At 36.6% G+C, this 18,233-nt stretch carries 18 protein-coding genes and 1 riboswitch; of the genes, 2 read left to right on the top strand and 16 right to left on the bottom strand.

Annotated elements, in window-relative coordinates; translation table 11 throughout:
• Positions 1-20 precede the first annotated feature (20 nt).
• The 11 genes from AB3I72_RS00190 to mgtA form a co-directional block, all read right to left on the bottom strand.
• Positions 21-755 carry a metallophosphoesterase family protein gene (locus AB3I72_RS00190; protein WP_368023385.1) on the bottom strand — a complete coding sequence of 245 codons (735 nt, stop codon included), beginning with the start codon at positions 753-755 and terminating at the stop codon, positions 21-23.
• A 132-nt stretch (positions 756-887) separates the two neighbouring features.
• Complete coding sequence (locus AB3I72_RS00185) at positions 888-1,643, bottom strand: ABC transporter permease (protein WP_002388066.1); 756 nt, start codon at positions 1,641-1,643, stop codon at positions 888-890.
• Complete coding sequence (locus tag AB3I72_RS00180; RefSeq protein ID WP_010775790.1) at positions 1,615-2,502, bottom strand: ABC transporter ATP-binding protein; 888 nt, start codon at positions 2,500-2,502, stop codon at positions 1,615-1,617. Before AB3I72_RS00180 ends, AB3I72_RS00185 begins: the two co-directional genes overlap by 29 nt.
• A 30-nt stretch (positions 2,503-2,532) precedes the next feature.
• On the bottom strand, positions 2,533-2,742 hold the full coding sequence (locus tag AB3I72_RS00175; protein WP_368023383.1) for a hypothetical protein: 210 nt from the start codon (positions 2,740-2,742) through the stop codon (positions 2,533-2,535).
• A gap of 330 nt (positions 2,743-3,072) precedes the next feature.
• On the bottom strand, positions 3,073-4,242 hold the full coding sequence (gene dnaJ / locus AB3I72_RS00170) for a molecular chaperone DnaJ (RefSeq protein ID WP_002357822.1): 1,170 nt from the start codon (positions 4,240-4,242) through the stop codon (positions 3,073-3,075).
• Between the two features lie 54 nt (positions 4,243-4,296).
• Positions 4,297-4,419 (bottom strand): hypothetical protein, encoded by a 123-nt coding sequence (locus AB3I72_RS00165; protein ID WP_002357824.1) that lies wholly within the window; start codon positions 4,417-4,419, stop codon positions 4,297-4,299.
• Positions 4,420-4,533: 114 nt separating this feature from the next.
• On the bottom strand, positions 4,534-6,363 hold the full coding sequence (dnaK, locus tag AB3I72_RS00160) for a molecular chaperone DnaK (protein ID WP_002357825.1): 1,830 nt from the start codon (positions 6,361-6,363) through the stop codon (positions 4,534-4,536).
• Positions 6,364-6,422: 59 nt separating this feature from the next.
• On the bottom strand, positions 6,423-6,962 hold the full coding sequence (grpE, locus tag AB3I72_RS00155; protein WP_002357827.1) for a nucleotide exchange factor GrpE: 540 nt from the start codon (positions 6,960-6,962) through the stop codon (positions 6,423-6,425).
• A 54-nt stretch (positions 6,963-7,016) separates the two neighbouring features.
• Entirely contained in the window at positions 7,017-8,060 is a 1,044-nt protein-coding gene (hrcA, locus tag AB3I72_RS00150; protein WP_002357828.1) for a heat-inducible transcriptional repressor HrcA, read from the bottom strand.
• Between the two features lie 225 nt (positions 8,061-8,285).
• On the bottom strand, positions 8,286-9,434 hold the full coding sequence (gene hemW, locus AB3I72_RS00145) for a radical SAM family heme chaperone HemW (protein WP_002360468.1): 1,149 nt from the start codon (positions 9,432-9,434) through the stop codon (positions 8,286-8,288).
• A gap of 249 nt (positions 9,435-9,683) precedes the next feature.
• Positions 9,684-12,344 (bottom strand): magnesium-translocating P-type ATPase, encoded by a 2,661-nt coding sequence (mgtA, locus tag AB3I72_RS00140; RefSeq protein WP_368015213.1) that lies wholly within the window; start codon positions 12,342-12,344, stop codon positions 9,684-9,686.
• A gap of 112 nt (positions 12,345-12,456) precedes the next feature.
• A riboswitch (M-box (ykoK) riboswitch) is annotated at positions 12,457-12,627 on the bottom strand.
• 252 nt (positions 12,628-12,879) lie between these two features.
• Between mgtA and AB3I72_RS00135 the strand changes: the two genes are divergently transcribed.
• Positions 12,880-13,755 (top strand): LysR family transcriptional regulator, encoded by an 876-nt coding sequence (locus AB3I72_RS00135; protein ID WP_002382245.1) that lies wholly within the window; start codon positions 12,880-12,882, stop codon positions 13,753-13,755.
• A gap of 23 nt (positions 13,756-13,778) precedes the next feature.
• Complete coding sequence (locus AB3I72_RS00130) at positions 13,779-14,666, top strand: LysR family transcriptional regulator (protein WP_002357832.1); 888 nt, start codon at positions 13,779-13,781, stop codon at positions 14,664-14,666.
• A gap of 61 nt (positions 14,667-14,727) precedes the next feature.
• Here AB3I72_RS00130 and AB3I72_RS00125 read toward each other — a convergent pair whose 3' ends face one another.
• The 5 genes from AB3I72_RS00125 to AB3I72_RS00105 form a co-directional block, all read right to left on the bottom strand.
• Positions 14,728-15,876, bottom strand: a complete 1,149-nt coding sequence (locus AB3I72_RS00125) for an FtsW/RodA/SpoVE family cell cycle protein (RefSeq protein WP_368023382.1) — start codon at positions 15,874-15,876, stop codon at positions 14,728-14,730.
• Positions 15,842-17,017: an FtsW/RodA/SpoVE family cell cycle protein gene (locus AB3I72_RS00120; RefSeq protein WP_002377695.1), complete on the bottom strand. Its 1,176-nt coding sequence runs from the start codon at positions 17,015-17,017 to the stop codon at positions 15,842-15,844. Before AB3I72_RS00120 ends, AB3I72_RS00125 begins: the two co-directional genes overlap by 35 nt.
• Before the next feature lie 158 nt (positions 17,018-17,175).
• Positions 17,176-17,436, bottom strand: a complete 261-nt coding sequence (locus tag AB3I72_RS00115; protein ID WP_061100971.1) for a DUF2087 domain-containing protein — start codon at positions 17,434-17,436, stop codon at positions 17,176-17,178.
• Positions 17,437-17,460: 24 nt separating this feature from the next.
• Entirely contained in the window at positions 17,461-17,802 is a 342-nt protein-coding gene (locus tag AB3I72_RS00110; protein ID WP_002395093.1) for a DUF1048 domain-containing protein, read from the bottom strand.
• A gap of 3 nt (positions 17,803-17,805) precedes the next feature.
• On the bottom strand, positions 17,806-18,129 hold the full coding sequence (locus tag AB3I72_RS00105; RefSeq protein WP_002357837.1) for a PadR family transcriptional regulator: 324 nt from the start codon (positions 18,127-18,129) through the stop codon (positions 17,806-17,808).
• Between the last annotated feature and the right edge of the window lie 104 nt (positions 18,130-18,233).

The following is an 18,233-nucleotide window of genomic DNA, read 5'->3' as shown; positions in this document are numbered from 1 at the left end:
TGATTCGTGCGATTAAGGAATCAAAATTCTGGTTGCCACACAGGGGTGCGTTTTTGATATTCGATATCTTGGACAATGCCTTTTTCATTAAAAATCACACCATGCACAGAGCCGCCAAAAATAGCACCACCATCTATCCCAATTTTTCCATCACTTTGCCAAAGGTCCGTGGTCTGCATATCACCATGTAACATCGGAGTAATGGTATGCCCAAAAACAATGGTCTTGCCTGTATTATTTTTCCCTTGATGAAAGGGTTCGCGAATCCACAAAAAATCCTTAGGTGCCGTTTTCCGCCAATCTTCCATCGTTAAATCAACCCCAGCATGCACAAATAAGTAATGCTGCCATTCAAAATAAAGTGGTCGTTTTGTTAAAAAATCAATTAACTCTGGATAGCGACTACGGATCATTAAGGCCATTTCTGTTGGTGAGTATTCTGCAGTAGCTCCTGGATGCAAGAGACTTTCAATTGTTTCCTTGCCACCATTGCGAACATATCCTGCAAACCAGTCCTCTGGATTTTGAAGAAACTGCAAAAAATATTCTTCATGATTGCCTCGTAAATAAACAGCGCCGTGTTGCTCGACAAGTTCTTTTCCTTTGAGAAAACAGGCTTTAGAATGCGGACCACGGTCGTTTAAATCACCAATTAAAACTAGCTGATGCTCGACTGGGTCATAGTCTGTGAGTAAGGCATCAAACAAATCTGCTTGTCCATGAATATCACTGATTACATAAACATATGGTTTCATAAATAAGCCCTCCTAACTTGCTTATATTAAGTATACGCTAAATTTTAAAATATTCTCGTAAAATGTTTGGAAATAAAAAAGCTCTTAAAAGTTTACTTTTCAATAAACTTTTAAGAGAGTCAGCTTATTCTGTTAATATCTACGATCTACACCTGCAGATTTACTCTTGTCATAAATACTATCAAACGCTAAAATTCCTAAAGTCAGATAACTAACAGAAATAATAATAAATAATAGATATTCTCCACTAGAAATTGCTTCACCTTGAATCAAGGTTTGACTAATTTTGATTCCTTTAGTAATAGGTAGTAATTGACCTATTTTTTGAAGCCAATTAGGTAATAATCCCAGAGGAAAAATCGCACCTGATAAAATCATTATTCCATATGAAATAATCGACTCAAAAGAAGCTGTTTTAGTAAACTTTAACGTTAGGCCACACAAAAGCATCGTAAACCCAAGAATTCCGAGACTTGCAATAAAAAAAATAGGAACCAAGAGCATATGGAAGCCTAAAGTTAAATTTAAAATCACTTTTAAAATAATAAGTGCTACAAGAACTTTCACTAAATTAACGACACCCCAAATACTCGAACGAATTAAAATTAGTTTTTTCAAACCGATTGGTTGAATCATTAATTGTTCCAAAACACCCATTTGTTTTTCACTAGAAGTTGAAACTGAGGCTTCGCCAATTAAACTACTTAATAAAAACCAATAGACAAATCCAATATAAAAAGAGCTTTCCGACGTGTTTCCGCTCATTAATCCCATACCAATAAAAATAAAAATCGTAATCACTGTACTCACAATTTGGTCAGGGTAATACATTTTAATTTCAAATAAATATTTACGAAGTTCACCAACGAATGCTTGTAGAATTTTCATGATAAACCTCCCTTAAAATTTCTTCAATGTTTTTCTTACGTTTTTCAAATCTATTAATTTGGTACCCTTGTTTGATTAAATTTTGTAGTTCTAGCTGTGCTGTTTCCTCTCCTTCAAGAATTATTTCTTTTGAGGGTTCTCCTAAAAAATTAAAAACTATTTCATACATATCAGATTCAAATTGTTTTATAAAGGTCGAATAGCTACCATAATATAATTGCTTACCGTTATTTAACAACAAGACTCGATCTGACAAGGTTTCTAAAACATCCGCTTGATGGGAGGTTAAGACAATTGTTTTTTGCTCTTGGTGCGCTAATTCTTCAATAATTGCCATAATTTCTTTATTTGACTGAAAATCTAAACCTAAGGTTGGTTCATCTAAAAATAAAATATCTGTTTCTTTAACTAACGCACAAATAATGGCTAATTTTTGTTGCATACCTCGTGAATAAGCTCCTGCCGGTTTGTGAATAGCTTGTTGCAACTGAAAGCGTTGGACCCATTGATGAACTTTTTGTTTTTCCTTCTTGTATGATTTTCCAGATAAACTTAGAAAATAACGAATATTTTCTATCCCGGATAAAAAAGGGTAGATATTGTCTACTGATTCCAAAACTGCTCCCATTTTGCTATATAGCTGAGCAGAATTATTTTTTTTAATTCCAGCATATTTTACTTCTCCCTTGGTCGCATAGATCATTCCCAACAGAATTTTAATCAAGGTTGATTTACCTGCGCCATTCTTACCAAGAATCACAAAAATTTCTCCTTTATTAATTGCAAAAGATAAATCTTCAAAAATGAGTTCTTGTCCAAATTTTTTAGTGAGGTTCTGACATTTAATCACTTCTTCCATTAAGATACATCCTTTCTGAAAATTCATGCACTAGAGGGATAGAATTACTCTCAAATGAATTTTTAGGGCATTTAAACGTTTTACTGAATCTCTTATAATAGCAACCCCCTCACAAACAGGTAAAAACTTACATTCTATACAGTCCTCTAAAGATTCATTTTTATTAATCTCTTGCGAACGGATAAAATCAAACATGAATTCACCATATTCTCTTACATGTACTTGTTGAAATTGTTTCAAACCTACTGCTTCTATGCATGAATAAAATTTTTTTTTTGAAACATGCTACATCCTAAAATTGCTTCGCTATAAAGTTTAATACACTAATCGTAGTGTTTGCGTTTTCATTTTCTATTCTAGTTAATTGCCTGACAGAAAGTTTACTTTCATCTTCACAGAGGGATTCTCTAGATAATCCTTTTTTACACCTCAACATCTGGATATTTTTACCAATATCTAGCACCATAATATTCACCTTTTTTTCTCATCGTAATATAACTTTATTCAAATGTAAAGGAAAAATAAACCCAGCAAGCCACGAAATATTCATGACTTACTGGGTTGTCTCTTTTATTTTTTCTTCTTACCGCCAAACGCATCTTTCATTTTATCAAAGAAGCCTTCTTCTTGTTGTTCGGTTACATTTTGTCCGCCAGCTTTTGCAAAAGCTCGTAGGGCATCCTTTTGTTCTTCATTAAGATTTTTTGGTGTTATTAATTTCACTTTCACGTGTTGATCACCATTGCCCCCACCACGTAAACGTGGCGCACCTTTGCCTCTTAAGCGGAAGTTTGTGCCAGTTTGTGTTCCAGCCGGAATTTTTAATTTCACGTCACCATGAACAGTTGGTACAGTTACTTCGTCCCCTAGAGCCGCTTGGACGAAACTTACTGGTAAATCATAGTAGATTTCTGCGCCATCTCGGTCGAAAATGTCACTATCTTCAACACGAAAGACTACATATAAATCACCATATGGTCCACCATTGGTACCCGCTTCTCCTTGGTTAGCTAAGCGCATTTGTTGGCCGTCTTCTACTCCAGCAGGCACATTTACTTTGACAGTATGTGCTTTTTTCTCATGACCTGTGCCATGACAAGTTGGACATGGTTCTTTAATTTCTTTCCCTGTGCCATGACACACATCACAAGTTTGACGACTCATCATACGACCTAATGGCGTTTGACGTTCAACATTGATTGTTCCAGAGCCATGACATTTATGACAAGTTTCTGGGTGTGTGCCTGGTTTGGCGCCATTACCGCCACAGGTTGCACAAGTATCTTCTCGATTGTACTTAATCTCTTTTTCGACACCGAAAATAGCTTCTTCAAATTTCAATTGAATTGTATATTGTAAATCGGCGCCTTGTCTTGGTGCATTTGGATCAACAGAACGGCCACCGCCGCCGCCAAAGAATGAATCGAAAATATCTTCGAATCCACCAAAACCACTACTGCTAAATCCACCGCCACCGAAACCGCCAAAGCCACCAGCGCCGCCACCGTAATTAGGATCAGTTCCTGCATGGCCATATTGGTCATAGGCCGCTTTTTTCTGTGGATCACTTAATACTTCATACGCTTCAGAAACTTCTTTAAATTTTTCTTCCGCATCGGCTTCTTTGTTAATATCTGGATGGTACTTTTTGGAAAGTTTGCGGTATGCTTTTTTAATTTCATCATCTGAAGCACCTTTTGCTAATCCTAGCACTTCATAATAATCTCTTTTCGTCGCCATTGACTTCCCTCCAACTTTCTTCAAACTTTACAATGTGTTTAGAACCAGCCAAATTCATCGATTGCTTTCGGTCTCTCTGGTTGGATTATCTGTCACACCTTGAATCAGTGTTACTAGCTGTGAATAGGTATTTTCAGCTTGTTTAACATCGTTGTAATCATACCACAGTTCTTTCAAAACCTAAATAGTTTCTTGCTAACTTGATTGTGGTTGATTTTCTCACAAAAGACAAGGGACTGGGACATTAGTCATTGTACTAATGATCCAGTCCCTAAAATCAATTGTTATTGATTATTTGTCATCACCATTTACTTCTTCAAAATCAGCATCAACAACATCATCAGCGCCACCTTGAGCAGCTTCAGGATTTTCTTGTGCTTGTTGTTGCGCAGCTTGTTCGTAAAGTTTTACTGTTAAGTTTTGGACGATTTCATTCAATGAATCACGTTTTGCTTTCATTTGTTCGATATCGTTTGCTTCGATGGCTGCTTTTAATTCATCACGCGCATCTTCTGCTTTTTTCACTTCTTCAGCGTCTACTTTGCCTTCTAATTCTTTCAATGTTTTATCAACAGTGAATAATAAAGCATCTGCATCGTTACGTAAGTCAACTTCTTCTTTACGTTGTTTATCTGCTTCAGCGTTTGCTTCAGCATCTTTCACCATACGTTCGATTTCATCATCAGATAAACCTGAAGAAGATTTAATCGTGATTGTTTGTTCTTTTTGAGTGCCTAAGTCTTTCGCACGAACATTTACAATCCCATTTTTATCAATGTCAAAGCTTACTTCAATTTGTGGCACACCACGAGGAGCCGCAGGAATATCTGTTAATTGGAAACGACCTAATGTTTTATTATCAGCAGCCATTGGACGTTCACCTTGTAAAACGTGAATATCAACAGCTGGTTGATTGTCAGCAGCAGTTGAGAAAACTTGTGATTTACTTGTTGGAATCGTAGTGTTACGATCAATTAATTTTGTAAATACGCCACCCATTGTTTCAATACCTAATGACAACGGTGTTACGTCTAATAAGACAACGTCTTTAACATCACCAGTGATTACGCCACCTTGGATAGCAGCACCCATTGCTACTACTTCGTCAGGGTTAACTGATTTGTTTGGTTCTTTGTTTGTTTCTTTGCGAACAGCTTCAACTACAGCTGGAATACGTGTTGAACCACCAACTAGGATAACTTCGTCGATTTCAGAAGGATTTAATCCAGCATCTTTTAAGGCTTGACGTACTGGTACTTTTGTACGTTCAACTAAATCACTTGTTAATTCATCAAATTTTGCACGAGTTAAGTTCATTTCTAAGTGCAATGGTCCTGCTTCGCCAGCAGTAATAAATGGCAAGCTGATTTGTGTGCTTGTTACACCTGATAAGTCTTTTTTCGCTTTTTCAGCAGCATCTTTCAAACGTTGTAACGCCATTTTATCGTTAGCTAAGTCAATGCCATTTTCTTTTTTAAATTCTGCAACCATGTAGTCAATGATTTTATTATCAAAGTCATCCCCACCTAGGTTGTTATCACCGGCTGTTGATAATACATCGAAAACGCCATCGCCTAATTCAAGGATTGACACGTCGAATGTACCACCACCAAGGTCAAAGACAAGAATTTTTTCATCTTTGTCTGTTTTATCTAAGCCATAAGCTAAAGCTGCTGCTGTTGGTTCGTTAACGATCCGTTCTACTTCTAAGCCAGCAATTTTACCAGCATCTTTTGTTGCTTGACGTTGCGCATCGTTGAAATATGCAGGAACTGTAATAACTGCTTTTTCAACTTTTTCACCTAAATAATCTTCAGCAAAACCTTTTAAATATTGTAAGATCATTGCAGAAACTTCTTGTGGTGTATATGATTTTCCTTCAACATCAACTTTGTAGCCAGCTTCACCCATGTGACGTTTAATAGATGAAATCGTGTTAGGATTTGTAACAGCTTGACGTTTTGCTACTTCGCCCACTTGAATTTCACCGTTTTTGAATGAAACGACCGAAGGAGTTGTGCGGTTACCTTCTGGGTTTGCAATAATTTTTGCTTCGCCGCCTTCTAGTACTGCGACAGCTGAGTTTGTTGTTCCTAAGTCAATACCAATAATTTTACTCATAGTGAATATCTCCAATCTGTATTAGTTTTCTATAATAATATATTTTTAATTAACGTTTGTTATTGTGCAACAATGACCATTGATGGTCGTAATACACGATCTTGTAATTTGTACCCTTTTTGTAGAACTTCAACAATGGTATCTGCTGGGGTTTCTTCAGAAGCAGGGACTGTTTGAACGGCTTGATGTAAATTTGGATCAAAGGTTTCGCCCATTGCTGGGATTTCTTCAATTCCTTCTTCTTTTAAAGCCACAGTAATACTTTCTAGCACCATCGAAATACCTTTTTTCAAGCTTTCGCCTTGTTCATCTGATACTTCAATAGCCATTGCTCGTTCTAAATTATCAATAGATGGTAAAATCTTTTTACCTAAATCTTGTGAGCGGTAACGAACTAATAATTCTCGTTCGTTTTTATTTCGATTGCTCATATTAGCAATTTCGGCTCTTGCCCGCAAGAACTTGTCTTCCATTTCGGAAAGCTCTGCTTTAAGATTTTCGATCTCTGTTGCTTCAACTTCTACTTCAGAAACGCCAGCAGCATCAACAGCTTCCATTTCTTCTTGTAATTCTTCTTGCTTCTCTTCTTTTTTACTCACTTCAGCAACTTCCTTTCTCTTTATGCATCTACTTCTTATCCTAACAAGGTTTGCTTAATTACCTAAAAAACGGTAATAGTCACCTAGTTGTGAAGCTAGCTCATGTCGAAACGTGTCTACCAAACCGAATATTTTTGAATACGGCATACTGGTTGGTCCTAGCAGGGCAATTGTTCCTTTGCCATGTCCTGATACTTCATACGTAGCAGTGATCATGCTCATATCTTCTAAGAGATTGTTGCCAATTTCTGAGCCGATACGAAAAACAATTGGATTTTCTGTTGTTGCAGAACCATTTAATAAATGCGTCAGCTCATCAGAATTTTGCATAAAGGAATAGACAGATTTCAATTGTTCAATATCTTGTTTGATGCCAAAATCTAACAAATTCATGCGACCACCGACAAAGACTTTTTCTTCAAAGGCATGTCCTAACATCTCATCGAATAAGTTCATCATTCCTTCTGGCGTTTGGAAATAGCGATGTAAAATCATCGGAATCTCCGTCCGCAAACGATGATAAACGGTCAACAAAGGTTGTCCAACCAACTTATCATTGATGATTTGTGTCATTTTTTCAAGATCTTGGCTAGAAACAGCGGCAGGAATGGCAAATACTTGGTTTTCAACATTGCCTTTATCTGTCACTATAATAGCAAGGACTTGCCGATCATTCAAAGGAACCATTCGAAAGCCGGTTAATTTCCGTTCTTTCACTTCAGGTCCTAATGAAAAAGCAGTATAACTTGTCAATTCTGATAGAATTTCAGCTGATTGTCGAATAATATCATTAATCTCATGAAATTCTTTTCCAAAAGATTGACGGATCCTTCTAAGTTCGTTCTCTTCTACTTGTGTTGGTTGTAAAAGATGATCCACGTAGTAACGATAACCAGCCATTGAGGGAATCCGCCCTGAAGAAGAATGGGTCTTAGCTAATAAGCCGTATTCTTCTAATGCTTTCATATCATTACGAATTGTGGCAGAACTAGAGGCAATGCCATCCTCCATCAATTTCTTAGAACCGACAGGTAAGCCCGTGTTCGTGTAATTTTGGATGATAAGTCTCAAGATATTTTGTTGTCTTTCTGTAATCATCGTTATTACCACCCTTCATTAGCACTCTTAACATCTAAGTGCTAACTACATATACTAATATAACAAGTCCTTACCTTTTTGTCAAGGGAAATACGCAACTTTTTAGCACTCTTCACGCAAGAGTGCTAATCACTGCAAACCACCTTCAAAAACCATCAATACCAACTTTTGTAATAAAAAAATCATCGAAATGCTTTGTCACACTTCGATGATTTTTTTATTTTTTTACTCTTTTTCACTTAACAAAAATGCTTCAAAAACATTATTCCCCACAAATAGTCCTTTTTTCGTTAAACGTAAGATATCTGCTTCTTCAATTAATAATTCTTCTTTGATTAAGCGTTGAATGACCTCTCCATAAATTGCTTCAATTGGTTCCTGAAATTTTTGTTGGAATTTTTGTTTAGAAATACCTACTTTTTTACGTAAGCCTAAAAATAGCTCCTCTTCTATTTGATTTAGACGAGTTAATTCTTCAGTCTCCACAATTGGCAATTGATTTTCTCGCAAGGGTTTCAAATAATGTTGGATTGGACCGTGATTTTTGTAACGAGTTTGCCCAAGATAGCCGCTGGCACCTGCGCCAAATCCATAGTAGTGGTCATTATTCCAATAAGCTAGATTATGCTGGCTTTCTTTTCCTGTTAAAGCAAAATTACTGACTTCATATTGATGCCGTCCTTTTTTCTCCATTGCTTCAATCGTTTCGTCAAACATCTGTGCTTCGATTTCTTCTTCAGGCAGCTGTAACCGTCCTTGGCGAACCCAGTTCATGAACATTGTTTTATTTTCAAGAATTAATGAATAAAGCGAATAGTGCGGCAAGTCCAATGCTAAGGCTCTTGTCAAAGTATCGCGAAAACTTTCCAATGTTTGTCCAGGTAAAGCATAGATTAAGTCAATACTGACATTGGTAAAATTTTCTTTCTCTAAAAATTTCATTGTTTCATAAACATCTGCGGCGGTGTGCTTGCGGCCGATTTTTTTGAGCAAGCGATCATCAAATGTCTGAACGCCCATCGAAAGACGATTGACGCCATAGTTTTTCATGACTTGTAATTTTTCTTGGGTTAAATCACCAGGGTTTGCTTCCACCGTAAATTCATTTCGGTCATCAAATGTTAGCTGTTCGCGAACCCCTTTTAGTAGCACATCTAACTGTTTCGCTGATAATGAAGTTGGCGTGCCTCCGCCAATATAGATGGTTTTCATTTCTTGTTCTGGATACAATGCTTGCGTAAGTTGAATTTCTTTTAATAAACTCTGAATATATTCATCAACTGGTTGTCCTTCTAAAAAGACCTTGTTAAAATCGCAATAATAACAAATATGCTCACAAAATGGAATATGAATATAGGCCGACCGATCGAACATCGGCGTTGAAGTTGAAAGTTGGTTTGTTTTGGTCATTAGCTCGTTTTATCTCCTTATTACCAAAAAGCTCGTTCTTTTTGGAAAGTCTCTACTAGCCATACTAACTGTAAATGACAAATAAATCCATAAAAAAATTCGCACAGTCACTTTAAACAACAACGAGGAGCTGTCATGAAAACCCGACACCTCCTCAACCTTGAAAGAAAAGTAAAAAAATTTTTCTATTCTATATATAATAGTACAAATCAGTTACAGTAATTGACCGTAACGTTTGACGTATAAAACTTTAATGAACGCAACCAGTGCTAAATAAGCAACAATTGTCGGGATTAAATACAAGAAATAGCTTGGTGATAAACCGACAAATCCTAGTTCTGCACCGAAAGCGGTAAAGGGTAAAACAGTTCCGAGAACAATCCCTGCTGTAGTGACTAACGTCATAATTCCAGAAGCACTACTTTGAAGGAAAGGCATTTTTTCTGTCCGTAGGAAATGCAAGACGAGCATTTGGGACCATAAGGACTCAATGAACCACCCTGCATGGAAAATACCGATAAAGAGCAATTGATCTGCTCCATTTAATTCAAAGAATGAGCCACCTAGGATAGCCGGACACACAATGAAATACATAAATAAATAGGTAACAATATCAAAAATAGAACTCGTTGGACCAAACCAACGCATAAAATTACCAATTGATTTTGGTTCCCATTTTTTTGGTTTTTCTACATATTCTTCATCTACCTTGTCCCAAGGAACTGACATGCACGAAGTATCGTAAATTAGATTTAATAATAGCGATTGAATCGGAGCAATCGGTAAAAATGGTAAAAAGATACTTGCTGGGATCACGGAAAAAACATTGCCAAAATTAGAACTTGCTGTTAATTTGACGTACTTCATCGTGTTCGTAAACACGCGCCGTCCAGATAAAATTCCTTTTTCCAAAACCATTAAATCTTTTCTCAATAAAATTACATCCGCCGATTCTTTCGCCACATCGACAGCTGTATCAACAGAGATTCCTACATCAGCAGCACGCATTGCTCCAGCATCATTTATTCCATCACCTAAAAAGCCAACAGTTTGACCATTTTCAGTTAATGCATTTACAATGCGAACTTTTTGGTCGGGCGTAATTTTGGCGAAAATATTATACGCTTGAACGGTTCTTCTTAATTCTTCTTGGTTTAATTGTTGAAGTTCATTTCCTGTAATAATTTTTTCGCCAGCCAGACCAACTTCTTTACAAACAGAATGCGTCACATATTGATTGTCCCCCGTTAATACTTTCACAGCTACATTATGTTGATGCAAGGCGTGAATAGCTGCCGCTGCTGTTTCTTTTGGCGGATCCAAGAAGGCAAGATAACCTTGTAAAATCAACTCTGATTCATCTTTAGTTGTATACTCCCATTCAGCCGCTTCGACTTTTTTATCGGCAATTGCTAGAACGCGCAAACCATCTCGATTTAAAGCTTCAACGTCTTTGGTAATTTTTTGACGTAGCGTCTCTGTTAAGGGCACAATTTCGCCATTTAAAAGTACCTGTGTGCAGACCAAGAGCATTTCTTCAACCGCACCTTTGGTAATTAAGCGTGTTTCTCGCGTTTTAAACTCTTTGATAATCACACTCATTCGACGTCTATTGAAATCGAAAGGAATTTCATCTACTTTATAAAAATCATCTGATTGTATATCACTTTCTTGCGTCGCCGCTTGAATAACGGCGTTATCCATTAAATTACGCAAACCTGTTTGAAAATAACTGTTTAGAAATGCTAAATCCAAGACTTTTTGATCTTCTTGGCACCCAATATTATAGTGGTATTCTAAAATTACTTTATCTTGTGTTAAGGTACCTGTTTTATCCGTACAAAGTACATCCATCCCGCCAAAATTTTGAATGGCATTGACATTTTTCATAATCGTGCCTTCTTTAGCCATTTCTCGAGAACCTTTGACTAAATTGGTTGTTACAATCATAGGTAACATTTCTGGTGTCAAGCCGACAGCTGTGGCAATCGCGAACATTAATGCTTCCACCCAATCGCCTTTTGTTAACCCATTAATTAGAAAAACAGTTGGCGTAATGACCAACATAAAGCGAATCAGCACCCACGTTGTTTTATTAATTCCTGTTTCAAAACTCGTCTGCTGCTGCTCTTCTCCGTTATCAGAAGCCATCCGTCCGAATAAAGTTTGATTACCAACTTTAATGACAATGCCCAAACCAGTGCCACTAATTACATTTGTTCCTAAAAATAAAAGATTGTCATATTCTGTATCAATTTGATCACTATCTTTTTGATGAGTCGCGTGTTTTTCAATGGGAAAACTCTCTCCAGTCAGGGATGATTGGGAAACAAATAAGTCTTTAGATTGGATTAAACGTAAATCGGCTGGAATCATATCGCCAGCGGATAGTTGGACTAAGTCGCCACACACAACTTCCTCAATAGGAATTTCCATTTGCTTCTTGTCACGAATGACTGTCGCTGTAACTTTAATCATATTTTGTAATTTTTCAACTGCATTGCTTGATTTGACTGATTGGACAAAACTCATCGTGCCGCTTAAGATGACCATCGCTAACATAATTAACACGCCAGTCACATCTTTTTCCTCTGGCGCAGCATAGACATATTCTGTAAAGAATGAAATCGTGGCTAGTGCTAATAACACCAAAGTAAACGGCGTGATATACGATTTTATAAAAAGTCGCAGCCGTGAAGCTTTTTTTTCATTCATAATTTTGTTGCGGCCATAACGTTCTTGTAATTCCTCAATATCTTGGTGTTTAATGCCATCCCAAGTTGAGCCAAAACGTTGTAAAACTTTTTCTACTTCTGAATGGGCAAACTTTTTGTAACTATAGTCATGGCCCAAGTGACGCATTTTCTTTTCCATTTTCTTTCACCTCATTTATCTGTTGTTGACTTGAATTGACGATCGGTTCATCTTCCATTTTCCTCACCCTTTCCACAAAAAAGACACGCTGAAAACTCAACGTGTCAAAGAATAATCGTTCTTATCGTTGAGCTTTAGCACTATACAACGTAAAAAGCGATTGCTTTTAGCTACCTTAAGAAAAGCCTTCATTCGACAGTTCCTGTTCTACCCATTGGCGTCTCTCGACATTTTTGGGCAGTAGCCTATGTTTGTATAGGAGCCTCACCTAACAAATCTTATTTAATTACAACAGCAAGTATAATTCTTCCTTGAAAAAATAACGATATAGAAAAAGTTTTTAGCAGATAACTTTTTGTCCCTTCAGTAACAAAAAGAAAAATAATCCGCTTATTTACTATGGTTTTCTGGTATGATTCGTATTTATTCATAGAATCATAACTGGTTAAATTAATCTAAAGACCGTCAGATAGCCTTGTCGAGAAGCTTTTCTTCTGCTATTTTTTGTATAGTTAAAGAAACGGCGGTGAGGAAAATGAAATTACAACAACTAGAATATTTTATGGCAGTTTCAAAGTATGCGAGTTTTACTTTAGCTTCTCAAAAGCTCCATACGAGTCAACCTTATTTAAGTACCCAGCTCAAGGAGTTGGAACGTGAATTAGGTGCTTCATTAATTTTAAGAGACAAGAAACATTGTCGGCTTTCTCCAGCAGGCGAAGTCGTCGCCAAGCGAACAGAAATGATTTTTGCACTCATTAAGGAAGCGCAAGAAGAGATTAATGAATTAGTGACCCAAGGATCGACAACGACTATTCGGATTGGAACAAACTTAATTGATATAGATAAAGCATTTGGAGAAGTCTTGTTGTTATTTAATCAATCCTATCCGTATGTAAGTATTGATTTTAAGTATTATTACGATCTTGAAACAGCCTTGGAAACAGATTTAATTGACATCGGGATTGGGATATTTTTGGATACCTCGATTCCATTAGAGAAAGAATTAATTTATACAGAAAGCTATCTCCTTTGTGTCAATAAAAATCATCCTTTAGCCCATGCCGATAGCGTAACGATTGACGAAATTCGTTCTTTACCTTTTGCTGCATATTCCGATCAAGTATATGAAAAAAAAGTGTTTAAACGTTGGGAACGTAAAATCAATTGGGAAAATCGGCAAATCGTCATCGAACTCCCTTCTCTTCATTTAGTCTTAGACATGGTCCAACGAGAAAAAGCCTGTAGCATCCTTCCCTATTCACTCACTGATGAACTAAACAGACGTAACTTAGTTGGTATTCCTCTGGAAGATAGTCCAGAACGAGCCATCTATTTAGTTCAGAATAATCATCACGGACATTGTGAAGCACACCGTTATTTATTCGAACAATTACGTTATTTATTCTAGGAATAGAAAAAGGAGGAATTCCCATGGAACTATTTCGTTTACATTATTTTTTAGAGTTATGCAAAGTGAAACAATTTACTAAAGCAGCCGAAAATTTAGCAATTTCTCAAGCTGCATTAAGTAAGCAAATAAAAATTCTTGAAGCAACGTTAGGCGCTGAACTTTTTAATCGCCAAGGTCAAACTACCACCTTAACACCGGCTGGATTAATTTTAGAAAAATATTGTTGGCGCATCACCAATGAGTTGGTCTCAATTGAAGAAGAGCTAAAAGAAATTAATCATTCTTCCAACCATATTTATGTAGCCACTTATCTCTGTGATTTAGAATATAAATTGAATGACTTACTAATGACAACATTAACGGATCGTTCATCCAACTTACAAGTCCACACTATTATTACAGAAAATATTCTTCAATCCTTGGAAACAATGGATGCAGATTTTGGTATTTCCTTTGCTGACTTACCATTACCTGAACATATTGGTAAAATTGATTTATTTACAGCAAATTATCAATTCATTTTAAGAAACGATCATCCAGCTTTGGCAAAAGCCACGACGGAAGAAATTTTAAAAGAACTAACAATGTACCCCTTCGTCCGTTTAAATACCGAATTTTCCGAGCAAAACAAATTAACCAATTGGCTAGATACTACGTTTTCTAATTTTTCTCCAGAGAAAGTCATTCAAGTGGATACTCTTTCACTTATTACTCACTTGGTGTCTCATTCCGATAGTTTCGCTATTGTCCCCGAATACACAAATATTCAACTTTTAGACAATTCGATTCATACACTGACTTACCAAGAACTACCTAAACGAAACATGGCAGTTTATTATTTAAAAGAACGTTATATGAGTCGACAACTTCAACAACTTTTGGCTGAATGCCAAAAACAATTCCAATAGTAAAAACCAAGACTAGAGCTTGTCGGCAAGCGAGTTCCAGTCTTGGTTTTTATTTGTGTTTTCAGGTAGCGGCTTCTCTTCCTTTGACAAATCCTAAAGAAGTGATAGCCATCACTAACGAAGTGCCTCCTTGACTTAAAAACGGAAGCGGAATACCTTTTAACGGCAACAGTCCAATCACCGCACCGATATTCTCCACCGTTTGAAAAACCAGCGAAAAAATGAGGGCGACACAGATGTACATGCAAAAACGCGAATTGCTCCGCAAGCCAGCTACTAAAACTTGATAAAACAAGTAAAAATAGAGAAAAACAACGGTGGCACTGCCCACAAAGCCCCAGGCTTCCCCGATAAAAGTAAAAACCATATCAGACTCACGAACAGGGACATACACCTCAATCCCATGCACACCCTTGCCAAATAAACCACCCGAACCGATTGCCAATAAGCCTTGTACTTGTTGATAGGAGATTTTATCGACATAATCATAGGGATGAATCCATGCTAAAATTCGATCCAATTGATATTGTTTACAATGTAAAAAGAAGAGTACTTTGTGCCCCCACTCTGTAAAGACTAACAGAATCAAGACCACGCCTAACGTTGCTAAAGCACTGAAAATAATGATTAAAATTTTGCGATCAATTCCTGAAATAACTAAAAGAGATAGAATAATCGTTACGAAAACAAGGGATGTTCCAAAATCTTTTTGTACCGCCATCAAGAAAAAAACAGGGACACTAACCGCAACGATTTTTTTTAGAAGTTGCTTGTCTGAACGCCATTTATCGGACCAGTCTTGTTGCTCGTGTTGGACAATAATTTTTGCCAACATTAAAATAAACGCAATTTTCGCAATTTCTGATGGCTGAAATTTAATAAACCCTAAATCTAACCAGCGCTTTGTGCCCGTCAATAAATACATTCCTTTATCATAGGAAAAATACAAAGCGCTCATCAAGATTAATGAAAACCCATAGAAAAAAGGAGCTACTTTCCAAATAAACTTCTGTGACAGCCGACTAGCTAAAAACATGCCTGCATAGCCAACAAAAATAAAGAAAAGTTGTTTTAATGCTGGCACAGTTCCATCTTTTCCTTCATTAACGGCAATCCAATATTGCACACCAGAAGATAAAAGTGTGAGTAAAAAAATGGGCAATAATAAATCATAATTAAGATGTAAGTTGAATTTTTTTGTATTGACCATTTAACTGCCGCCTTTCGTTTGCAATAATTTTAATGACGATTCCTAATGCCACTGAAAAGATTAAATAACTTGTCCCACCGTAACTAACAAACGGTAAAGGAATTCCCGTCATTGGAATCAAACCCAAAACGCCACCAATGTTAATCGCCGTTTGAGCTAAAATCAAGGTCCCGACCCCTAACAAGAACAAGCCGTAACAATGATTTTTTATTACACAACTACTCCGCAAAATCGAGGCCGCTAAAAATAACAAAAGAAATAGCAATAGTAAGCCGCCAATCAAACCAAGTTCTTCCACAATTACCGCAAAAATAAAATCGGTTTGACCTTCTGGTAAGCCACCTTTTTTTACCATACCATTGGCTAGTCCGGTGCCCCAAAACCCACCGTTATACATCGCCAAATAGGCCATTGAAGGCTGAAATCCGCGATCATGAAAGGATAAAAACGGATTTTTCAAAACAACTAAGCGGTCATACACATGCGCAAAAAAATGTGGTAAGTACTGGTGATCCCCGAGAAAAATAATTATTTTAGAAAGAAGCGCCGCGCTAGCAACGACAATCCCCGCAGCAATTACACTAAATTTTGCATGAATACTTGCTGAGAAAATCAAGACACTGCCAATAACTAAAATAAGAATAGCCCCGCCAACTTTGGGTTGAATCAAAACTAAAAATGCAACGACCAAAACAAACAGCCATTGTTTCCTTAACTGCTTCGTTGTCAAGCCATTTTCTTTTTCACCTAAATAACAACTCAAGTAATAAATAATCGCAAAATTACAAAGCTCTGATGGCTGAAATTGGATTCCAAAGAGAGAAATCCAACGTTGTGCGCCATTCGCTGCTACACCAAAAAAAGGTAGTCGAACCATTAACAGTAATAGTACCGAAACTAAAAGCAGTCCAATCGCAATTTTTTTATTAAATAACACTTCTAGTCGAACTTTGTAGATCACGAACATTAGCACCCAGCTCAGACACATAATAATGCCTTGTTTAATAAACACAGCAGTGGGCTTCACGCCTTGCATCAGCAAGTCATAGCTACTGGCGCTATAAATCATTAACGCGCCAATAATACTTAATATAATAAAGGTCAAAAGAATTTTTGTTAGACCTAAAGTACGTAGATTCATTCTCTCACCTCTATCTTTTTCTAATTAAATCAATCTTACCAGTCTGAGTTAGAAAACAAATAGAGAGTTTTTTATAGAACTATTACTAAGCTTACATAACAAAAAGTAGCTAGACTTGGTTCATTTCACCTAGTTTCGCTACTTTTAAAAAAAGACATTTATATAATTTTTGTGTGTTGCTCACATTTCTGATAAATTTTTCCAAACTTATCTCTTTCTAAATACTGATAATCTACTAAATACCGTCTCAAAAGTGCATAATCTTCATAGATTTCTCTAAATCGCTGATTGACTTCTTTTTCCGTATATTCTTTCCCAAATTCAAATTGGTTGGCCACACGTTGAAACACTTGGACTTTTTTCGCATTTTTCTTGGGAATAACCAGCAACTTTCCTTCTTTAAAAAAATTTTCAACCATGTTTATTCTCCTTTTTTGTTTTGACTATTGTTTAGAAAATTGATGATTCAGTTTTTCTTTCTGTTTATCGGTCCATTTGCCAGCGACTTCATTGACAATTGTTTCAGCAAAATCGCCTACTTTTTCTCCCGTAATATTTTTGATAGGTGTTCCGTTAGCAGCTCCTTCTTCAAACAAATCAAGTAAATCAGTCAACGCATTGAACATATTGGCTCCGCTATGATCTGAAAAATGCCAAGCATATTTTTCAATTTCTTGAAATACTTGTCGATACTCTGCTGGTAATGCTGCAATCCGTCGTTTATATTCTTTGTACTCTTTTTTATCCCCAATAACTTTTTTGATCAACGCTTTAAAATCTGACATGCTCTACCCCTCCATTTTTTTCATCTTGTTTACTTGTTTTGAAAGCAACGTCCAACGCTGCCAAAAATCAGCGAGTTCTGCTTCTCCTGATGAGGTTAAGCGATAGAACTTCCGCATTGGTCCTTTTTCTGAAGGCTTTTTTTCAGCTATAACCCATTGATTTTTTTCTAAACGCAGTAAAATCGTATAAACGGTTCCTTCAACAATTTCAGTAAACCCTTGGTCATTTAAAATTTTTGTAATTTCATAACCATATGTTTCTTTCCTTTGGATGATGGCTAAAACTAAACCTTCTAAAATGCCTTTTAGCAACTCTGTCTGCTTCACTGCTTTTCCTCCCTGAACTACTCTTTAGTACTATGTACCACTACATAATAATACTGAGTACCGGTTCTGTCAACTACTTTGTAATAAAAAGTAGTAAAGACACG

The organism is Enterococcus sp. GC34 (genome assembly GCF_040886645.1).
In the GTDB taxonomy this organism is placed as follows: domain Bacteria; phylum Bacillota; class Bacilli; order Lactobacillales; family Enterococcaceae; genus Enterococcus; species Enterococcus faecalis.
This window is presented reverse-complemented; position numbering and strand designations above follow the sequence as displayed.